The organism is Chitinophaga flava, assembly GCF_003308995.1.
In the GTDB taxonomy this organism is placed as follows: domain Bacteria; phylum Bacteroidota; class Bacteroidia; order Chitinophagales; family Chitinophagaceae; genus Chitinophaga; species Chitinophaga flava.
The window spans coordinates 2,357,792-2,375,826 of the sequence record NZ_QFFJ01000001.1 but is presented as its reverse complement, the minus strand read 5'-3'; the positions used below and the strand labels follow the sequence as shown (position 1 = coordinate 2,375,826).

The window sequence follows — 18,035 nt, the reverse complement described above, 5'->3', positions numbered from 1 at the left end:
CCCCAACAAATATAGCCCAGGACTTTAGTCCTGGGAATCCAGAGCGACAGCCTGCATGGCTTTCAGCTCCAGAACGGATGTGGTCCAGTCGCGGAGCTCATCGCAGTGTTGCGGGTTGTTGAGCAGAGACTGGCCGTAGGAAGGAATCATTTGTTTGAGTTTACGCTGCCATGCTTCTGTTTCAACGTAGTCTTTAAAGCAACGTTTCAGCAGGTTGAGCATGATAGATACTGCGGTGGATGCGCCGGGGGAGGCACCGAGCAGAGCGGCGATAGAGCCGTCGGCTGCGCTCACTACTTCTGTACCGAATTCAAGGATACCGCCGTGTTCAGGATCTTTTTTGATTACCTGTACACGCTGACCGGCAATTTCCAGTTTCCAGTCTTCCATACGTGCTTCTGGGTAGTATTCACGAAGTGCTTCGAGTCTGTCTTCCGGTTTCTGGCGTACTTGAGCAATGAGGTATTTGGTCAGTGGAATATTGTCGAGGCCTGCAGATACCATTGGGTGGATGTTATCAACTTTGATGGATTTGGGCAGGTCGAAGATAGAACCGTTTTTGAGGAATTTGGTGGAGAAGCCGGCATAAGGTCCGAACAGCAGTGCTCTTTCACCATCGATCATGCGGGTGTCGAGGTGGGGGACTGACATGGGCGGTGCGCCTACAGAGGCTTTACCATATACTTTAGCCTGGTGTTGTGCAATGATATCGGGGTTGGTGCAACGCAGCCACTGGCCGCTTACAGGGAAACCGCCGAAGCCTTTACCTTCAGGGATATCGGATTTTTCCAGCAGGGGCAGAGAACCACCACCGGCGCCGATAAATACGAAGCTGGCTTTGATAGTCTGTTTCTCGCGGGTTTCACGATCTTTTACTTTTATGATCCAGCCGCCGTCATCTGCTTTTTTCAGATCACGTACATCGTGGTTGAAGTGTATGTTGACACCATCGAGTTGTTCGAGATGGTTGAACAGTGCACGGCTCAGGGCGCCAAAGTTAACGTCGGTACCAATTTCCATATGGGTGGCCGCTACTTTCTGGTTGGGGTCGCGACCTTCCATTACCAGTGGCATCCAGGCTTTCAGCTGTTCCTGGTCTTCGGAGTATTCCATCTTTTTAAACAGATGGCACTGCTGTAAAGCTTTGTATCGCTTCTTCAGGTAGTCTACATTCTCTTCTCCCCATACAAAACTCATATGAGGGATACTTTGAATGAAGGCTTGCGGGTTGGAAATAATATTGTTCTCTACCAGATAAGCCCAGAACTGCCGGGACACTTCAAACTGTTCGGCGATATTCACGGCCTTTTTAATGTCTACAGAACCATCCTGCTTTTGTGGTGTGTAATTCAACTCACAAAAAGCAGAGTGGCCGGTACCTGCATTGTTCCACGCATCAGAACTCTCTGCAGCTGCCATATCCAGTCGCTCAAAAATTTCAATGGTCAATTCTGGTTGCAACTCTTTCAGGAGTGTTCCCAGTGTAGCGCTCATAATTCCGGCGCCTATTAAAACCACATCCGGACCTGTTTCAGACGTACGCTTGCTTCTAAACATAACCCCATTTTTATTCGAGGTGCAAAGTTACAATCAAAACATTTAGGGCGGATAATAAAATGAAGGATTAGGAGTAATATTAACAATCTGATTACAATTCTTTCTGAATAAATTGAAAGTTTAGATAGATGACCAGAAAAAAGCGCATGAAAACGATTGCTTTAAATGATCGTAAATAATTGAAAATAAATATGTTATAATATTTTGTATGATGAATTCTCAGATATGATTATGGCTTTTGGAAGTTTGATAGTATCTTGATCCAGCCTGATATTTTTTTGACAGACAAGGTGCTTATTGCTGAGGTTGTACTTTTCATGGATCACTCCCCGAAACAGAAGCGTGATTTTTATAGTTATCAAGACATACCTCCTTATATAATATAGGAACATTTTACCTTTCCGTTAATATATCCCGGCTGCTATTGATTCCATATCGGAAGCACTAATTTTAACGCATGATGAATAGACGAGAATTCTTCCGCGGCATATCTGCCGCCATCGTTATCCAGGCCGCCGGCCGGATAGCTACCGCCGCAACCAGAAAGGACTTTCAGCGTAAAACCGTATTCCGCTTCGCCATCGGCTCCGATTGGCACTATGGTGAACCAGGTACACAATATGAGCAGTTTTACCACGACCTCGAAAAGGCTTTCCGTACCTATGAGAAAGAAAATCCCTGCTCCTTCTTTGTACTCAACGGAGACGTTATCCACAACGATCCGGCCTTTATGACGCCAGCATCCACACTCTTCAAACAAATACACCCCCGTGTATTCGCTACCCGTGGCAACCACGACCATGTGACTGCCGAAGCCTGGCAGCAGGCTTGGGGCCACCCGCTCAACCACGACGTGGTAATGGGTAATAACGTGATCCTGCTGGGTGATACCGCCGATATCGAAGGTAACTACCTGAGCCCCGATGTAGCCTGGTTCCGCGAGAAACTGGAGCAACATAAAAAAGCAGCCAATATCTTTATCGTTATCCACATCACCCCGGTGAAATGGACCAAACACGGCATCGATGCACAGGAATTCCAGACCCTGATCAAACAATATCCCAATATCAGAGCGGTCTTTAATGGCCACGATCACCAGGAAGACAGCGTGAAATACCTCGACGAAAAAATTCCTTTCCTCTGGGATGGCCACGTAGGCGGCAGCTGGGGCGTTGACTATCACGGCTTCCGCGTAGTAGAACTCAAAGACGACGGCAGTCTGTTATCGTTTGTAATGAATCCCTATCAGAAACAGGGTGAACTTACCTTTAAACGTGCAAAGGCAAACAAATAGCAGTATCTTGCCTGCGTAAATCCTCTAATAAGATGACGATACTGGAAACGATAGAGAAAGACTACGATTTTACATATCCCACGTTATATAAGCAGTTGAGTAAAGATGGTATGCTCGACTGGGGCGTATTGGGGCCGGAATGGTTTAATAACGAATTTCCACACCTCCGGGAGAACCCACCTTTGCTGCTGTTTGCCAACGATTTTGAGATTATGGAAGAAGATGAGATTACAGAAGGGATGCAGGAAGGAATGCTGTTTGCCGACGAAACCCACCGCTTTGTACCTTTTGGTGTGACTGGTGCCGGTGATTGGTACGCCTTTTATTATAACCTGCAGGATGGAAATGATGTGCCGGTGGTGCTGGTATATCATGACAGCAACGAAGCTGTGGTCCTGGCCAAAAATCTGCAGGACTTTATATTCGCGCAGCTGCTGGAAGCCGTTACCAATCCCGATCCGAAATACCCCGGCCTCATCGCTAACGGAGACATGCAGGAAAATACCCGGCATTTCCTGCGTACACATGCGCCTTATATTACACCGCATCAGCAGGAGATCGTGGCAGAAACTTACCGTAAAGGCTCTCTGACAGGAGAAGAGCTGCAGGCTATCCTCGAAGCTGAGATCAACTTCGAATGGCTGGACAGCAGTTTCCCATATCAGATCAGTGAATAATAATGCAATTAATAAAGAAGGCCGGAGTGGATGATAAATCTGCTCCGGCCTTTCTGTTTGTTATTCCTTATAAAAGTCGATCAGCGCGCCGAAATAGGCTTCCTGCCAGCCGGTGGTAATATCTTCATAAGCTTCGTCGGGAATATTGGTATGCCTCAATTCCGCGTCGGTGCCCTTTTTGCTGGGATGAAGAATAATAGTGACAATAGATGCCGCTTCTTCATCTTCCCCAAAATACCACTGCTGTACGATCTTCCTGCCTGGCTCAAATTCCAGGTTCTTGCCCACAATACTTTCTTCCCACATAGAGAATTCAGACCCCGGTTCAGTAGACATTTCTGCCACTTCCCCTGTCCATAACCGGATGGTAGCCGGGTTAGTCAGTGCAGCGTAAACTTCTTCCGGTTCAGCTGGTATAATAAAATGTTTCTTAAAATCTTTCATATCAGTTCGTTCTAACCCAAAGCTAGTTAATTTTGATTTTGTTGATTATCAGAAATAGTATTTATCTTTTACTTATTAATCTATCGTACCCCGTATGGATGATAAACCCACATTTTTCGAAACGAGTGAAACATTCCGTCAATGGTTGGATAAACACCATCACAAAGCAGAAGAATTGCTGGTAGGATATTATAAGGTTGGTTCCGGTAAAAAAAGCATGTCATGGTCAGAATCGGTAGACGAAGCTATTTGTTATGGCTGGATAGATGGTGTCCGGAAATCTATTGATGAGGAGCGTTATTGTATTCGTTTTACGCCCCGTAAACATAAAAGTATCTGGAGTGCGGTCAATATCAAAAAAGTAGAAGACCTCACCAAAGCCGGTAGGATGATGCCTGCGGGCATCGCTGCCTTCAATAAGCGGGAGGCGGAGCGTTCGGCTATCTATACCTACGAACAAAAGGAGCCTGTCCAGCTTTCCGAAGCGTATGAACAACGTATCCGGGCCAATAAAAAAGCCTGGGAGTTTTACCAGAAAATGGCGCCTACCTACCGGAAGGTGACTGCCAACTGGGTGATGTCTGGCAAACAGGAGGCTACCCGGGAAAAACGCCTGGCAGAACTGATCCGCGACAGTGCAGCCGGAACAAAAGTGAAGAAATATAACTATTAAGCATATACGATTATTTATGAAGAATATTAAAGTTGCATCAGCTCAATTTGAGAACAAAAGCGGAGACAAAGCTTACAATCTTCAACAGATTAATGACCTGGCGGCCAAAGCAGCTGCCGATGGCGCACAGGCTATCGCCTTTCATGAATGTTCCGTTACCGGCTACACTTTCGCCCGGGGGCTCTCCCGGGAACAGATGCTGGACCTGGCAGAGTTTATTCCCGATGGCCCTAGTATCCAACGGCTGACTGCCATTGCCCGGGAACATGATATCGCTATCCTGGCGGGCCTGTTTGAAAAAGATGCGGCAGACAAATTATACAAAGCCTATGTGTGTGTGGATAAAAACGGACTGGTGGCCAAGTACCGCAAGCTGCATCCTTTCATCAACCCATATCTTACGCCTGGTGATGAATACGTAGTGTTTGATCTGCTGGGATGGAAATGTGGTATCCTGATCTGCTACGATAACAATGTCATTGAAAATGTAAGAGCTACCAGTCTGCTGGGCGCCGATATTATCTTTATGCCACATGTGACGATGTGTACGCCGTCTTCCCGTCCGGGTGCAGGTTTTGTAGACCCTGCTCTGTGGCACAACAGAGCTGCAGACCCTACCTCCCTGCGTATGGAATTTGATGGACTCAAAGGCCGCAGTTGGTTGATGAAATGGCTGCCGGCACGTGCCTACGATAATGGGGTATACGTAGTGTTCTCCAACCCTATTGGTATGGATGATGACCAGCTGAAAAACGGCTGCTCTATGATCCTCGATCCATTCGGCGATATCATCGGCGAATGCCGCAAGCTGGATAACGATTACACGGTGGCCACACTGACACCTGAAAAGCTGCAGCAGGCCGGCGGACACCGTTACCGCAAGGCTCGCCGCCCCGACCTGTACAGGAATGTTATCGGGCAGGAACATACGCCGGAACAGAAGGTGGTATGGCTGGACAATAAATAATTGCTACGCTGATTTTTTTTAAGGAGATGATCATTCGGTATCCTATCGGATGATCATCTCCTTTTTAATGCCATTTCATCTCCCTGAAAAATATTCCGCAAAAAAAATATTGCAGGTGGGTCCTACGTTTAATGCAGAAACCTGCAGGAAAATGCATTTTTATATTTGTTTGAATGCGTTTTTTTGCCGAAATTAAAAGTAGAATCATCTTCCTATGTTAAAGAAGGAACGCCAGGCATATATCTTACATCAGGTCAACCTGCACAACAAGGTATTGTCCTCTCACCTGAGTGAGCAGATGGGTGTTTCGGAAGATACGATCCGGCGGGATCTGGCATCGCTGGCACAGGAAGGGAAGATCCTGAAAGTACATGGTGGCGGATTGTCTAATTCATTTCACCAGGGGATTGTTTCACAGGATGTTTATGCCATTGAGGAGAAGCGCATGATTGCGCTGAAAGCGGTGGAACTCATACACGACGGTATGTTTGTGCTAACAACAGGCGGCACCACCATATTGCAGCTGGCCAGAATATTACCAGCTGAATTGCGCGCCACTTTTATCACCGTTAGTCTGCCTGCAGCATTTGAATATGCCAACCATCCTAACATTGAAGTGATTGTCATCGGAGATAAGCTGGCCAAAAATTCAAAGATCACCGTTGGCGGCGAAGCGATCTCCAAAATAAGAGATATCCGTGCCGACTTGTGTTTCCTCGGCGTAAATGCCATCGATGTAGAGGCCGGCCTTACAGATAACGACTGGGAAGTAGTACAGGTAAAAAAAGCCATGGTCAGTACCGCCAGAAAAGTAGTGGCACTCTGCATCTCCGAAAAAGTAAATACAGCAGAACATCTGAAGATATGTGACATAGAAGATATTGATATGCTGATAACAGAGCTACCACCAAAATCGAAGAAATTACAACCATATAGCAGTAAGGGAATAAAAATTATATAAGAGTCATTTTCATTTTTATCCTCCGTATTATCAACAAATAGCCCTCCCGGGCTGTTTTACAGGACAAATAGCGGTAAAAGACTGAATGTTTGAAGAACGTTCCGGGACAACACGTTTTGACTGAACTGACAACAGGCTTCGGAATGCCTGTCTCTTTAATTATTATCAATAACAAACAAAAGAAGAAACAAGAAGAGTCATCAACCATGCAACAGCTTTAGGAGCTGTTTTAGAAGCAACCAACAATAGTAACCATAATTAAAAATTGTTTATGATCACGCGTCTATTTATGCGATTGACAGAAGGCCGCCGTGTGCTGCTTTTTCTGTTGATGACCTGCCTGGCAGCCACCGTCAGTGCGCAGGTGAAAATATCCGGTAAGGTGACAGACGAAACCGGAACTCCCTTACCTGGAATCACGGTAACACTGAAGAACACCAAACTGGGCTCCAATACTTCGGTAGATGGTATCTATAGTTTTATGGCCAATGTACCGGCTGGAAGCTACACCCTGGTTTTTACCGGTATCGGTTTTACTTCCCAGGAAATGCCCGTCACTATTGGTACCAGCAATATCACCAGAGATGTGAAGATGGGAACCTCTGTATCCAAACTGGATGAGATAGTCGTTACCGGTACCTCTCAGGGTACCACCCGCCGCCAACTGGGTAGTTATATCGCCTCTGTAAAGGCCGACGATCTTAACAAAGGCGCTACCGGCAACGTACTGGCAGCGCTTCAGGGTAAAACAGCCGGAGCCCAGATCACCCAAAACTCTGGTGATCCTTCTGGTGGTATATCCGTGAAACTCAGAGGTATCAGTACCATCAACGGTTCTACGGAACCACTCTATATCGTGGACGGCGTAATTGTGGATAACTCCACTACTCGCGTTACCAACGCCGATCCCAACTATGCAGGCGCCAACTTCGTGGGTGCTGTCGGACAAAACCGTATGGCCGACATCAACCCGGATGATATTGAAAGGGTGGAAGTGCTCAACGGTGCCGCGGCCGCTGCTATCTACGGTTCCAGGGCCAACGCCGGCGTAGTACAGATATTCACTAAAAGAGGAAGTTCCGGCAAACCAGTGATCAACTTCTCCACAGGCCTCTCTATCAACGAGCTGCGGAAAAAACTGAGTGTCAACAGGGCTCCTACCAAATTCGGTGGCAACCCTCAGGACTCCACACAAAATATTCTCACACCCGCTGTAGTCAGCACTTTTCCGGTACAACGCTTCGACTACCAGGATTTTATCTTCCGCACCGGTGTAGGTACAGATAACAATATCTCCATCGCCGGCGGTAAAGACAAAACCAAATACTACGCTTCTGCCAGTTACTTCTATAACCAGGGTATCATCAAAAATACAGACTTCAACCGCTTCAGCTTCAGAGTCAACCTGGACCAGGAAATTACCAGTTGGTTGAGTGTTAATGCCACCGTTAACTACATCTATAGCAAGTCGAATGAAAAGCCGGATGGCAACACCTTTTATTCACCGATGAACTCCGTTACCATCCTGGGTAACTACTACGATATTCAGCAAAGGGATGCATTTGGCAATCTTCAGAAAGTGGGTAACCTGGGCCGTGTAAACCCTGTATCCATCATCCAGGATTTCCGCCAGCAACAACAGGTGGGGAGGGTAATCACCGGCGTTGGCCTGAAACTCAATCCCATCAAGAATCTGACAGTAGACTATCACGTGGGTATCGACAACTATTACCAGTATGGTACCACCTTTATTCCGCCATTTGCATATAACGTAAGTACCAGCTTTTTCGGTGGTGGTACAGCGCTGGACCCCAGCCAGAACGGCTATGCCAGCGTAGGTGCCAATAATTCACTCTTGCTCAACCATGATGTGAACGCTACCTATAACGCCAGTATCAACAAGGACCTGGAATCTGTGACACAGGTAGGTTACTCTGTACAATATCAGCGGCAACAATACTCCCTGCAACAGGGCAGAGGTATGCCTCCCTTTGTGCAGACTGCCGACAGGGCCACTACCGCTATTCCGGGCAGTGATCAGCGTACCGAGCTGTCTATCTCCGGGGAATATATCCAGCAGAACTTCAAATTCCGCAACCAGTTGTTCCTGACCGGCGCCCTGCGTGTGGATGGTTCTTCTGTTTTTGGTAGTAGTGAACGCAACCAGCTGTATACTAAACTCAGTGGCAGTTACGTGATCTCCGGCACCGATTTCTGGGGCAAGTCCTCCATCTCCAAATGGTGGACCCTGCTGAAACTGCGTGCTGCCTATGGCGAATCTGGCAACCTTACCGGTATCCCCGCCTACGGACGTTTTAACACTTATAACGCCAATGCTTTTATCGGTGCATCTGGCTTTCAGGGACAGACCACCTTCACCGATCCCAACGTAAAACCAGAAAAACAGAAAGAGCTGGAAATAGGTACGGATATGTCGTTTCTGGGGGATCGTATAGGCCTCAGCGTTAACTACTACCGTAAAAAAGTGAACGACCTGCTGATCAGCAGAGCGGTGGCGCCTACCAAAGGTTATCAGTTCATACTGAGTAATATCGGTTCTCTTCAGAACAATGGTTTTGAAGTGGTGCTGAATGCTGTGCCGGTGAAAACCACCAATTTTACCTGGAACTTCACCGCTATCTTCAACCGCAACAGGAATAAGGCGTTGAGCATAGGACAGTCACTGATATTGCTGAACACTGTAGGCGGAGCACCAGTAGGGATTGCCAATGGAGAACCTATCGGATTCTTTTACGGTACTTTCTTCGCCAGAGATGCCAATGGCAATATCATCACAAATGCCAAGGGCATACCTTTAACAGAAAGAGGCATACAAAACAGCCCTTTAACGTATACGCCACAACGTGATCCTGCCACCGGCCTGCCCCTGGCTACTGCGCCGGCGCTCAATAAAATAATCGGAGATCCTAATCCTGACTGGACAGGGACTTTCACCACAGACCTGCAGTACAAAAAACTCGGGCTGCATATCCAGCTGGATGCAGTGCAGGGAGTAGATGTATTTAACGCGGACTTCAGGACCCGTCAGGGTGTGGACAATGGTAAAGTAGCAGAGCAGGAAGATAGGGGACAGCTGCCCAGAGGATACATTGCCGGTGTGTACAATATCCAGGAGTTCAGGATAGACGATGGCAACTTTGTAAAACTACGTGAAGTGTCCCTGAGCTATGACTTTGGCAACAAGGTAGTGAAGGGCTTGAATAACCTCACCGTGAGCCTCGGAGGCCGTAACCTCATTTCCTGGGACAACTACAAAGGCTACGATCCGGAAGTGAATGCCGCCGGTCAGAGCACGGTATTACGCGGGATAGACTTCGGGGCCGTACCTATTCCCCGTACTTATAACCTGACTGTCCGTGCTAAATTCTAACTACAAAACAGATGATCATGAAACGATATATTGCGCTCTATAAATATTTGGTCATGGCAGCACTGATGTTGTGTGTTATGACTGCCTGCAAAAAAGATTACCAGGACCCTTCAGGGCCTTCCCTGGACCAGGCTTACAGTTCCCCCCAGGCACTCACCGATGTGGCCGTGGGCTTACAGGCCTGGTATGTAAAAGACAGGATAGGACTGATATATACCACCACTACCTCCGGCAGCTTATTGACCGGTGAAACATTCGTTACCAACCCTGGTAACGCAGATGAAGGCCAGCTGGCCACCGGCGGCAATACCCTGCTCAATAACAATGTGGTGGTAACCGGTATGTGGTCTGTGACAAATAAAATAGCCTATGAAGCAGACAAGGTGCTCAATAAGACCAATAGTGTGGTGGCTGATAAAGGCTTTGCCAGCGGATTGATTGCCTATACTTCCATTTTTAAGGCGCTGGCGCTGGGGGTACAAGCCAATTACTGGGAGCAGGTGCCTGACACCACCAGCCAGCCAGACAACCAGACGGGCGCTGTTCATTTTATCCCGGCCCAGCAAGGGTATGCGAGGGCGGTACGCACTATCGACAACGCACTCAATACCATTGCCGCTACGCCGATAGGCGCCAACTTTGCGCCTAATATACCCAAGGGTATCAATATCGTTAATACCCTCTATGCACTCAAGGCGCGTTATGCACTCTGTGCCGGCGACTATGCCACTGCGCTGGATGCAGCCAATAAAGTAGATCTTACGGCCGCTGGTATCAGTACCTTCAACTTTAACCCACAGGTACCCAATCCTATTTTTATACTGGTAGCGTCTACCAGCAATATTTATCAGGTGGTGGATTCTACTATGGGCCTGCCTGTGGGCATACAGCCGGACCTGGCAGATGCACGCATACCTTTTTATATCTCCCGGCCTCCTAATGGCAAACCTACCAAATTTGCAATCGGCGGCTTCTTTACCACCAATATCCAGTCCATCCCGGTATTTCTGCCCGGAGAAATTACGCTGATCAAAGCTGAATGTTATGCCCGTATGAACAATCTGGCACAGGGGCTGACAGAGCTGAATAAAGTAGTGACCAAAACGCCGGCACAGGACCCGTTTGGTGTAGGGGCCAGCCTGCCGCCTGTTGCGGTTGGCAATATCCCTGACCTGCTGACGCAGATATACAGAAACCGTCGCATCGAGATGTTTATGTCGGGGCAGGAAGTGGAAGATGAAAGGCGTTTCGGCCGCCCTGTTGCTGAGCGGAAACGTAATTTCTTCCCTTATCCTTTTGTAGAAAGAAATGATAATACCAATACACCGCCTGATCCTATTTTCTGATAGTTGTATTATCTTTATGAACGGCAGCCAGGTATACTGACTGCCGTTCATATTTTTATCCTGTACCCTTAATGTCCTGTTGCCATGAATGATATCGGCATTGTAACCCTGGTGTTGATCCTGTTGAATCTGGTGGTGTCCTATAAAGGATTTAAAAACACCGCTTTTTACTACAACCATTCTTTTATTGTGGATGAAATACTGATCCACAAGGAATATGGACGTCTGGTAACTTCCGGCTTCCTGCATACCAGCTGGATGCATCTGATTTTTAACATGATGTCGCTCTGTTTTTTCAGTGGCGCAGTGGAAGTGGTGTTAGGCATCAAATATTTTCTGTTCATTTATATGACCAGCATGGTAGGTGGTAACCTGTTATTGCTGTTTGTTCATCGTCATCATGGGGATTATAGTGCTGTAGGCGCGTCCGGAGCGGTATGTGGTATCATCTTCGCTTCCATCGCACTGTTCCCGGGTATGGATATCAGCTTTTTCGGCATACCGTTGTATATCCCCGGCTGGATATACGGTGCCGGATATACGCTGTATACTATCATGAAAATTAAATCAGACGATGATAGTACAGCCCATGAGGCCCACCTGGGAGGCGCTTTCATCGGACTGCTCTTTGCTATCTGTCTGCATCCGGAAGTGGTGAAAGAAAACTACCTGCCTTTACTGGCGATGACACTGCCTTGTCTGGTGTTTCTGTATGTACTCTTCCGTAAACCACATGTACTGCTTACTGATAACAATGCTGCAAAACATTACCGGAACGTCGATGATTTGTATAATCAGCAGCGTACCATACAGCAACAGGAGATAGATACTATACTTGAGAAGATTCATCACAATGGTATCAGTAGTCTTTCAGAAGAAGAACGGCTGAAGCTGCAGCAGTACGCCGAAAGATAACCTTGCTGCAATTATTATTTCTCTATTTTGTTAAAACCTTATGCCTTTATATGAAATCATTTAGCGCTGTTTTGTGTTTCGCTGTACTACTCCTGGGAGCCTGCAAAAAGAATAATGACAATAGCCCCAATGATTATTCCAGTGTGAAAATTACTGCTATCTCAGATATCCCTCCTTTCAAATACCAGGGCGACCGCCTGGTGGCCATTGGAAACGAAACATTTACCTATGATAATAGTGGCCGTATTATCAGCAGCCGTATTGAGCATAGTGATACGGTGAACAATATTATCAGCGGGTATATTTATAAAAGCACCTATACATGGACCGGTAATATTTGCAGCGGCAGCATTGCCGATTCCCTGTATACCTTTTCCAAAACAACTACGGGAAAAGGCGTTGATTCCGAACACTTTGAAAACGGAAATGTATTGAGCAGCTATGGCTACAACTATGTCACCAGCCGCCTGGATTCGCTGACCTTCATGCCTGGCAAATGGAATACGGCTTACTACACTTCCGTGAAATTTGAATATGATGCCAAAGGCAATATCAGCAAGGCGATTGCCTATGTCCGTGATTTTGTGTCTACTCCCGGTATTCCGAGGGAAATTGTAGTGAAGATCACCTATCAGTATGATAACCACCCCAACCCTTTTTATGCGATGTATAAAAAATACGGGATGGTACTGCCTGCTCTGCAACGGTTTGCTGACCTGGTTTCCCCGAACAATGTTATAAAAATGAATATCGCTATCGGTAATACCATCGAGCTGGTGCAGCAATACAGCTATGAGTATAATCATGCAGGATATCCGGTGAAAATCGTCACTAATGGCGGTAATATAACCGGCCAGACAACTTATATATCCTACGAATAAATGCCCGTTTTGTCTGCACATTTTGCCGTGTAGTCGCATACCGGGTTTTGCCGGAAGGGAAGGAAGGCACTTTGCCGTATATTTATACTGTAAATGAAAGCATTCCCGACATCCGCATATATTAACGTGATACTGCATGCACTCATCTGGGGCATGCTGTTGTTCCTGCCGTATGCAGTATCTTCTGCCGAAAGTAATTATAGCATAGGCCCTATTCCCGGACCTTTCTTTACCATTGCCGGTGTGATCCATATGGCCATATTTTATGGCAATGCTTTTTATCTGTATCCACGGTTGATGAACCGGCGTTATTGGTGGCTGTATATTATTGCCGTTCTCCTGATGCTGATAGTTTCTTTTCAGTTGAAATACCGGATTATGGCGTGGTGGTTTCCGGAGCTCCTGAAGAACACCGCTGCCTATCGTTTTGTATTTGCGCCCTCTGTGGCAGTGTTTATTATCAGCCTGGTATACCGAAAGATACTCGATCGCATATACGAAGAAAAAAAGCAGAAAGAAAAAGAGGCCGCGCAACTGGCTACAGAACTGAAGTTTCTGCGTTCGCAGATCAGCCCGCATTTTCTTTTTAACGTGCTGACCAACCTGGTGTCACTGGCCCGAAAAAAATCCGACAGATTGGAAACTTCTCTGATTATGTTATCAGAGCTGATGCGTTATATGCTGTATGATGCAGGCGGAACCAAAGTAGCACTGTCAAAGGAAGTTGACTATCTCAACAGTTATATTGCCTTGCAGCAGCTTCGTTTTGGCAGTGATGTAACGATCGAATGTGATACGCCTCCAGCTGCCGCGCTGGAAGGTTATATGATAGAACCTATGCTGCTCATCCCTTTTGTGGAAAACGCTTTCAAACATGGTACCGGCGTATTGGATCCTGTTATTCATATCCGGCTGTCTGTTGTTAGGGAAGATGTGCTTACCTTTGAAGTGGAGAATCAATACGATCCGGTACAGGATATCAGTAAGGATGAGAGTTCCGGTATAGGACTGGTCAATGTCAAATCAAGGCTGGAGCTGTTGTACCGTGATCACTACCATCTGACTGTCAATGATGATCATAACCGGTTTCATATTCACCTAACGTTGAAGCTTATATGATGCGTTGTATTGCTGTAGATGATGAACAACTGGTGCGGGAACTGTTGGAAGACAATATCCGACAGATACCTTTCCTGCAACTGGTGGCTACCTGTAAAAACGCACTGGAGGCCATGGAAGTGTTGCAAAAGGAATCTGTAGACCTGATCTTCCTGGATATACAGATGCCTCGTCTCAGCGGCCTGCAATTCCTGCAGTCGCTGAAACACCCGCCACTGGTGATTCTGGTGACTGCCTATGAAAAATATGCACTGGAAGGCTATAATTTGCAGGTAGTCGATTATCTGCTGAAACCCTTTAGCTTCGAACGTTTCCTCAAAGCCTGCAACCGCGCCAACGAACTATTCCGTTTACAACAAACCCCTGTGCCTGTTAAAACGTTAACTGACTTTTTTGTCAATGTGGAATACACACAAGTGAAAGTCGTTGTAGACGATATTGAATATATAGAAGGGTTAAAAGACTATATCAAAATCCACCTGTCATCTTCTCCCAAACCCATACTCACACGCATGACCATGAAAGCAATCATGGAAAAATTGCCTGTTGAAGCTTTTGTCCGCACACATAAATCCTATCTGGTGGCCGTGAAAAAAATTACGGCTGTCAAACGTGATCTGGTTTGTGTGGGTGAAAAAGAAATTCCTGTCAGCGATTTTTTCAAAGAGAATATCAACCGTATTGTAGCAGGTCCTGAAAATTAAAATACGCAGACTTTTCCGTCTTGTCGCGACACTTCCCTTTATAGTCTCTTTGCCGGAATGGCGGTTGTACTACCCACTAGCTTTGTGGGCAGATAATACTACCAGCGATGGCAAAATATATCAGATGGATTTTTCTGACAATGCTGCCCACCATTGTCAATGCACAAGGCCTCCCTAAAGACAGCGCCGGCAAAGCGCCGCAGGATACCGTTGTCCGGGGGACCTCCCGTTCGTTGAAACAGGTGACAGTAAATGCCGGCGCTTTTGAAGCCAGCGACAAGGCCAAGGGTGCTTCCCTTACACCCATGGATGCGTTGACAGTGGCGGGCAACAATGGAGACCTTTCTCAGGCATTGCGGTCACTACCTGGTGTTCAACAGATCGGAGATCAGGAAGGTCTTTTTGTAAGAGGTGGCACCAGCGACGAAACAAAACAGTTTATTGATGGTACGTTGTTTAAATACCCCAACTACCCGGCAGTGCCTGGCATTCCGCAGGGCGCACGTATTAATCCCTTCCTCTTTAAAGGAATACTGTTCAGCTCCGGAGGTTATTCCGCCCTGTATGGACAGGCCATGAGCAGTGCCCTGATACTGGAAAGTGTAGACCTGCCGGAGAAATCCTCTGCCAGCCTGTATTTGTTCCCTTCCAATCAGGGCGCGGGTTTGCAACACCTCGCCAAAGACAACCGCAGTAGTTACGGACTGGGGTTCAACTACTCCAATCAATCATTGTATAATTCACTGGTACCACATGTTCCGGATTATTTTCTGGGCCCTGCCTATGTGGAAGGCAATGCCAACTTCCGTATTAAAACAGGCCGTACCGGTATGCTTAAAGTGTATACAGTATGGAGCCACAGTGCAGTAGGGATGTATAATCCGGATATTGACAGTGCTGCGCTACGCTCCGGATATCAGGTGAAAGGAGATAATTTTTATACCAACCTGAGTTACCGCAATTCATTTGGCGAACACTGGAAGATGGAAACAGGGCTGGCCTATAGCTACAACAAAGTGAATACAATACGCAGTCTGGTGGATGAATCAAAAAATACGGTCGTACTGCCGGAACTGCCTTTCCTGGCTAAAAACGCCAGCAGTAATATAGGTTCTGACTTTGCCCAGGCAAGGGTGGTTTTCACTCGCTTTCTGCCAGGGGTGCAGGCAATCCGGTTTGGAGCAGAACAATTTTATACTAAAGATAAAGGCTATACGAACGACAGTGCCATAACACTCACAGACCAGCTGTCTGCTGCCTTTGCAGAAGGAGATATTTATATCGCCCATAATGTGGCTGCCAAAGTGGGTTTACGGCTGGAGCACACTTCTCTCTTAAAACAATGGTCGCTAGCTCCGAGATTGAGTATTGGCTGGAGGCTGAGTGAAGAAAGTCAGCTAAATCTTGCCTATGGCATATTCTATCAGGAACCCCTCAACGACTTTTTATACCACAACAGAACGTTGTCGCTTTCCCAGGCTGCTCACTATGTACTCAACTATACCAGGCGTGCCCATAACCGGTTTTTCCGCGTGGAAGCCTATTACAAAATCTATGATCATTTGGTGAAGTTGTTACCACAGAGTGAGTCTAACGGTAACGGATATGCGAAAGGTGTTGAATTGTTTTTCCGTGATAAAAAAACGTTTAAAAATATGGACTATTGGGTTACTTATACTTTTCTGGATACGAAAAGAGATTATCTCAATTTTCCGATGGAGCTGAAGCCTGGCTTTGCTTCGCCACATACGATGACCATCGCCGTGAAGAAGTTTTTCCCGGACATATCTACTGGTGTGAACGTGTCCTATGCGTTAGCGGCGGGAAGGCCATACTATGATATTCGTTTCAATAACGGCTGGCAGTTGTATGACGAGGGAACTACAAAGCCCTATAGTGTAGTGAATCTGCATCTTTCGCATATGCTTTCCTTATTCCCTAAGTGGAGACATAAAGACTTTTCAGGTTTTGCGCTGGGTGTGAATAACCTGCTGGGCACCAAACAGGTGTTTGGCTACAACTACAGTTACAACGGTCAGCATAGGGTGCCGATAATGTTGCCGTCCAGTAGAACCTATTTCATTGGCTTCTTTATGACGCTGGGAATAGACCGTACCGATGATTTTATCAACAATAATTTATAACCAGAAAATTCATTAAAAATGAAAAAAACAATCTTGTCACTGCTGATGCTGTTTTCTTTCTCGGCCATAGTGTGGGCTCAACAGCCGGCTTCTCTGGGCGAAGCTGTGCGCCAGCTGGATAAAGCAGCCGCTGTAAAGGACTTTGAAGCATTAGAAAAAACATTTGTGTCACTGGCGGAAAAACAGCCTCAGTTCTGGCTACCGTGGTATTACGCTGCCTATTGCAATGCGAGGATCGGTTTTTTATATCAGGATGACGGAGAGAAGATAGAGCCTTATAGCAACAAAGGAGAAGAACAGATTAACCGGGCTGTATCGCTGGTGGATAGTGCATCTCACAAAGCATGGTCATCTGAAATATATACCGTGATGAGCATGGTGTATCGTACAAAAGTATTTATCAATCCGATGACTTATGGTCGTAAGTATGGTTCATTGTCTGAAAAATATCTGCAGGTAGCGCGTCAGCTGGCGCCGGAGAATCCCAGGGCATTGTATGTACAGGCATGGGTAAAATATTATACGCCTAAGTTATGGGGTGGTGATAAACAGCTGGCTAAAGAGCTGGCAGGAAAAAGCCTGGCATTGCTGGCAAAAGAACAGACCGGAGATACACCTCACTGGGGTAAAGCTGAAAACGAGGCGTTGCTGAGCAAGTTCAGGTGAGTGTTTTCAAATTAAAAAATCAAAAAAATGATCTTTCCCTTTCTTATCCTTCTCAGGATACTTTTTGCAGCCTGTATGGTATTTATTATCGGTTATATCTTTGGTGGTTTCTCCCGGAAGCGGGTATTGGCGAATATCTCCAAAGTGGCTGCGATACTTGTTATTGTACTCTTTATCGGTATGAATGTATTATTGATGCGCGCAGCTTTTCGTCAGTTTAGCGATGGTTGGCGGGGTTGCGGACAGCAGGTGCATACAGAAAAACAGGGCTGACCAATGGTCAGCCCTCTGTTGTT

General features: G+C 46.5%; 16 protein-coding genes. 14 read left to right on the top strand and 2 right to left on the bottom strand.

Going from position 1 to position 18,035, the window contains the following annotated elements:
• Positions 1 to 24 precede the first annotated feature (24 nt).
• Positions 25 to 1,557: a malate:quinone oxidoreductase gene (locus DF182_RS09470; RefSeq protein ID WP_113615391.1), complete on the bottom strand. Its 1,533-nt coding sequence runs from the start codon at positions 1,555 to 1,557 to the stop codon at positions 25 to 27.
• 457 nt (positions 1,558 to 2,014) lie between these two features.
• Here DF182_RS09470 and DF182_RS09465 point away from each other — a divergent pair, with 457 nt between their 5' ends.
• A complete protein-coding gene (locus DF182_RS09465) occupies positions 2,015 to 2,851 on the top strand; it encodes a metallophosphoesterase family protein (RefSeq protein WP_113615390.1) in 837 nt (278 codons plus the stop codon).
• Between the two features lie 32 nt (positions 2,852 to 2,883).
• The gene (locus DF182_RS09460; protein WP_113615389.1) at positions 2,884 to 3,528 is read left to right on the top strand and encodes an SMI1/KNR4 family protein; all 645 of its coding nucleotides are present in this window, start codon (positions 2,884 to 2,886) and stop codon (positions 3,526 to 3,528) included.
• 60 nt (positions 3,529 to 3,588) lie between these two features.
• On the opposite strand, the gene DF182_RS09455 is transcribed toward DF182_RS09460, so the two are convergent.
• Positions 3,589 to 3,972, bottom strand: a complete 384-nt coding sequence (locus tag DF182_RS09455; protein WP_113615388.1) for an SRPBCC domain-containing protein — start codon at positions 3,970 to 3,972, stop codon at positions 3,589 to 3,591.
• 94 nt (positions 3,973 to 4,066) lie between these two features.
• Here DF182_RS09455 and DF182_RS09450 point away from each other — a divergent pair, with 94 nt between their 5' ends.
• The 12 genes from DF182_RS09450 to DF182_RS09395 all read left to right on the top strand — a co-directional run bounded on the left by DF182_RS09450 (position 4,067) and on the right by DF182_RS09395 (position 18,012).
• Entirely contained in the window at positions 4,067 to 4,645 is a 579-nt protein-coding gene (locus DF182_RS09450; protein ID WP_113615387.1) for a YdeI/OmpD-associated family protein, read from the top strand.
• A gap of 16 nt (positions 4,646 to 4,661) precedes the next feature.
• Positions 4,662 to 5,612: a nitrilase family protein gene (locus tag DF182_RS09445; protein ID WP_113615386.1), complete on the top strand. Its 951-nt coding sequence runs from the start codon at positions 4,662 to 4,664 to the stop codon at positions 5,610 to 5,612.
• A 214-nt stretch (positions 5,613 to 5,826) separates the two neighbouring features.
• Entirely contained in the window at positions 5,827 to 6,573 is a 747-nt protein-coding gene (locus DF182_RS09440) for a DeoR/GlpR family DNA-binding transcription regulator (RefSeq protein ID WP_113615385.1), read from the top strand.
• Positions 6,574 to 6,844: 271 nt separating this feature from the next.
• Entirely contained in the window at positions 6,845 to 9,964 is a 3,120-nt protein-coding gene (locus tag DF182_RS09435; protein ID WP_211327085.1) for a SusC/RagA family TonB-linked outer membrane protein, read from the top strand.
• 17 nt (positions 9,965 to 9,981) lie between these two features.
• Positions 9,982 to 11,310, top strand: a complete 1,329-nt coding sequence (locus DF182_RS09430; protein WP_113616828.1) for a RagB/SusD family nutrient uptake outer membrane protein — start codon at positions 9,982 to 9,984, stop codon at positions 11,308 to 11,310.
• 84 nt (positions 11,311 to 11,394) lie between these two features.
• Entirely contained in the window at positions 11,395 to 12,225 is an 831-nt protein-coding gene (locus DF182_RS09425) for a rhomboid family protein (RefSeq protein ID WP_113615384.1), read from the top strand.
• 50 nt (positions 12,226 to 12,275) lie between these two features.
• Complete coding sequence (locus tag DF182_RS09420; RefSeq protein WP_113615383.1) at positions 12,276 to 13,106, top strand: hypothetical protein; 831 nt, start codon at positions 12,276 to 12,278, stop codon at positions 13,104 to 13,106.
• Positions 13,107 to 13,199: 93 nt separating this feature from the next.
• The gene (locus DF182_RS09415; protein ID WP_113615382.1) at positions 13,200 to 14,225 is read left to right on the top strand and encodes a sensor histidine kinase; all 1,026 of its coding nucleotides are present in this window, start codon (positions 13,200 to 13,202) and stop codon (positions 14,223 to 14,225) included.
• Positions 14,222 to 14,929 (top strand): LytR/AlgR family response regulator transcription factor, encoded by a 708-nt coding sequence (locus tag DF182_RS09410; RefSeq protein WP_113615381.1) that lies wholly within the window; start codon positions 14,222 to 14,224, stop codon positions 14,927 to 14,929. The genes DF182_RS09415 and DF182_RS09410 overlap by 4 nt, the downstream gene beginning before the upstream one ends.
• Positions 14,930 to 15,036: 107 nt before the next feature.
• Positions 15,037 to 17,073, top strand: coding sequence for a TonB-dependent receptor plug domain-containing protein (locus DF182_RS09405; protein WP_113615380.1), 2,037 nt, complete (start codon positions 15,037 to 15,039; stop codon positions 17,071 to 17,073).
• Between the two features lie 18 nt (positions 17,074 to 17,091).
• A complete protein-coding gene (locus DF182_RS09400) occupies positions 17,092 to 17,739 on the top strand; it encodes a hypothetical protein (RefSeq protein ID WP_113615379.1) in 648 nt (215 codons plus the stop codon).
• A gap of 27 nt (positions 17,740 to 17,766) precedes the next feature.
• Entirely contained in the window at positions 17,767 to 18,012 is a 246-nt protein-coding gene (locus DF182_RS09395) for a hypothetical protein (protein ID WP_113615378.1), read from the top strand.
• Positions 18,013 to 18,035: the final 23 nt, after the last annotated feature.

What these genes read in the sequence shown, in the direction of transcription:
- DF182_RS09470 (WP_113615391.1), bottom strand. Translation starts at nt 1,557, where the DNA reads ATGTTTAGAAGCAAGCGTACGTCTGAAACAGGTCCGGATGTGGTTTTA.
- DF182_RS09465 (WP_113615390.1), top strand. Translation starts at nt 2,015, where the DNA reads ATGATGAATAGACGAGAATTCTTCCGCGGCATATCTGCCGCCATCGTT.
- DF182_RS09460 (WP_113615389.1), top strand. Translation starts at nt 2,884, where the DNA reads ATGACGATACTGGAAACGATAGAGAAAGACTACGATTTTACATATCCC.
- DF182_RS09455 (WP_113615388.1), bottom strand. Translation starts at nt 3,972, where the DNA reads ATGAAAGATTTTAAGAAACATTTTATTATACCAGCTGAACCGGAAGAA.
- DF182_RS09450 (WP_113615387.1), top strand. Translation starts at nt 4,067, where the DNA reads ATGGATGATAAACCCACATTTTTCGAAACGAGTGAAACATTCCGTCAA.
- DF182_RS09445 (WP_113615386.1), top strand. Translation starts at nt 4,662, where the DNA reads ATGAAGAATATTAAAGTTGCATCAGCTCAATTTGAGAACAAAAGCGGA.
- DF182_RS09440 (WP_113615385.1), top strand. Translation starts at nt 5,827, where the DNA reads ATGTTAAAGAAGGAACGCCAGGCATATATCTTACATCAGGTCAACCTG.
- DF182_RS09435 (WP_211327085.1), top strand. Translation starts at nt 6,845, where the DNA reads ATGATCACGCGTCTATTTATGCGATTGACAGAAGGCCGCCGTGTGCTG.
- DF182_RS09430 (WP_113616828.1), top strand. Translation starts at nt 9,982, where the DNA reads ATGAAACGATATATTGCGCTCTATAAATATTTGGTCATGGCAGCACTG.
- DF182_RS09425 (WP_113615384.1), top strand. Translation starts at nt 11,395, where the DNA reads ATGAATGATATCGGCATTGTAACCCTGGTGTTGATCCTGTTGAATCTG.
- DF182_RS09420 (WP_113615383.1), top strand. Translation starts at nt 12,276, where the DNA reads ATGAAATCATTTAGCGCTGTTTTGTGTTTCGCTGTACTACTCCTGGGA.
- DF182_RS09415 (WP_113615382.1), top strand. Translation starts at nt 13,200, where the DNA reads ATGAAAGCATTCCCGACATCCGCATATATTAACGTGATACTGCATGCA.
- DF182_RS09410 (WP_113615381.1), top strand. Translation starts at nt 14,222, where the DNA reads ATGATGCGTTGTATTGCTGTAGATGATGAACAACTGGTGCGGGAACTG.
- DF182_RS09405 (WP_113615380.1), top strand. Translation starts at nt 15,037, where the DNA reads ATGGCAAAATATATCAGATGGATTTTTCTGACAATGCTGCCCACCATT.
- DF182_RS09400 (WP_113615379.1), top strand. Translation starts at nt 17,092, where the DNA reads ATGAAAAAAACAATCTTGTCACTGCTGATGCTGTTTTCTTTCTCGGCC.
- DF182_RS09395 (WP_113615378.1), top strand. Translation starts at nt 17,767, where the DNA reads ATGATCTTTCCCTTTCTTATCCTTCTCAGGATACTTTTTGCAGCCTGT.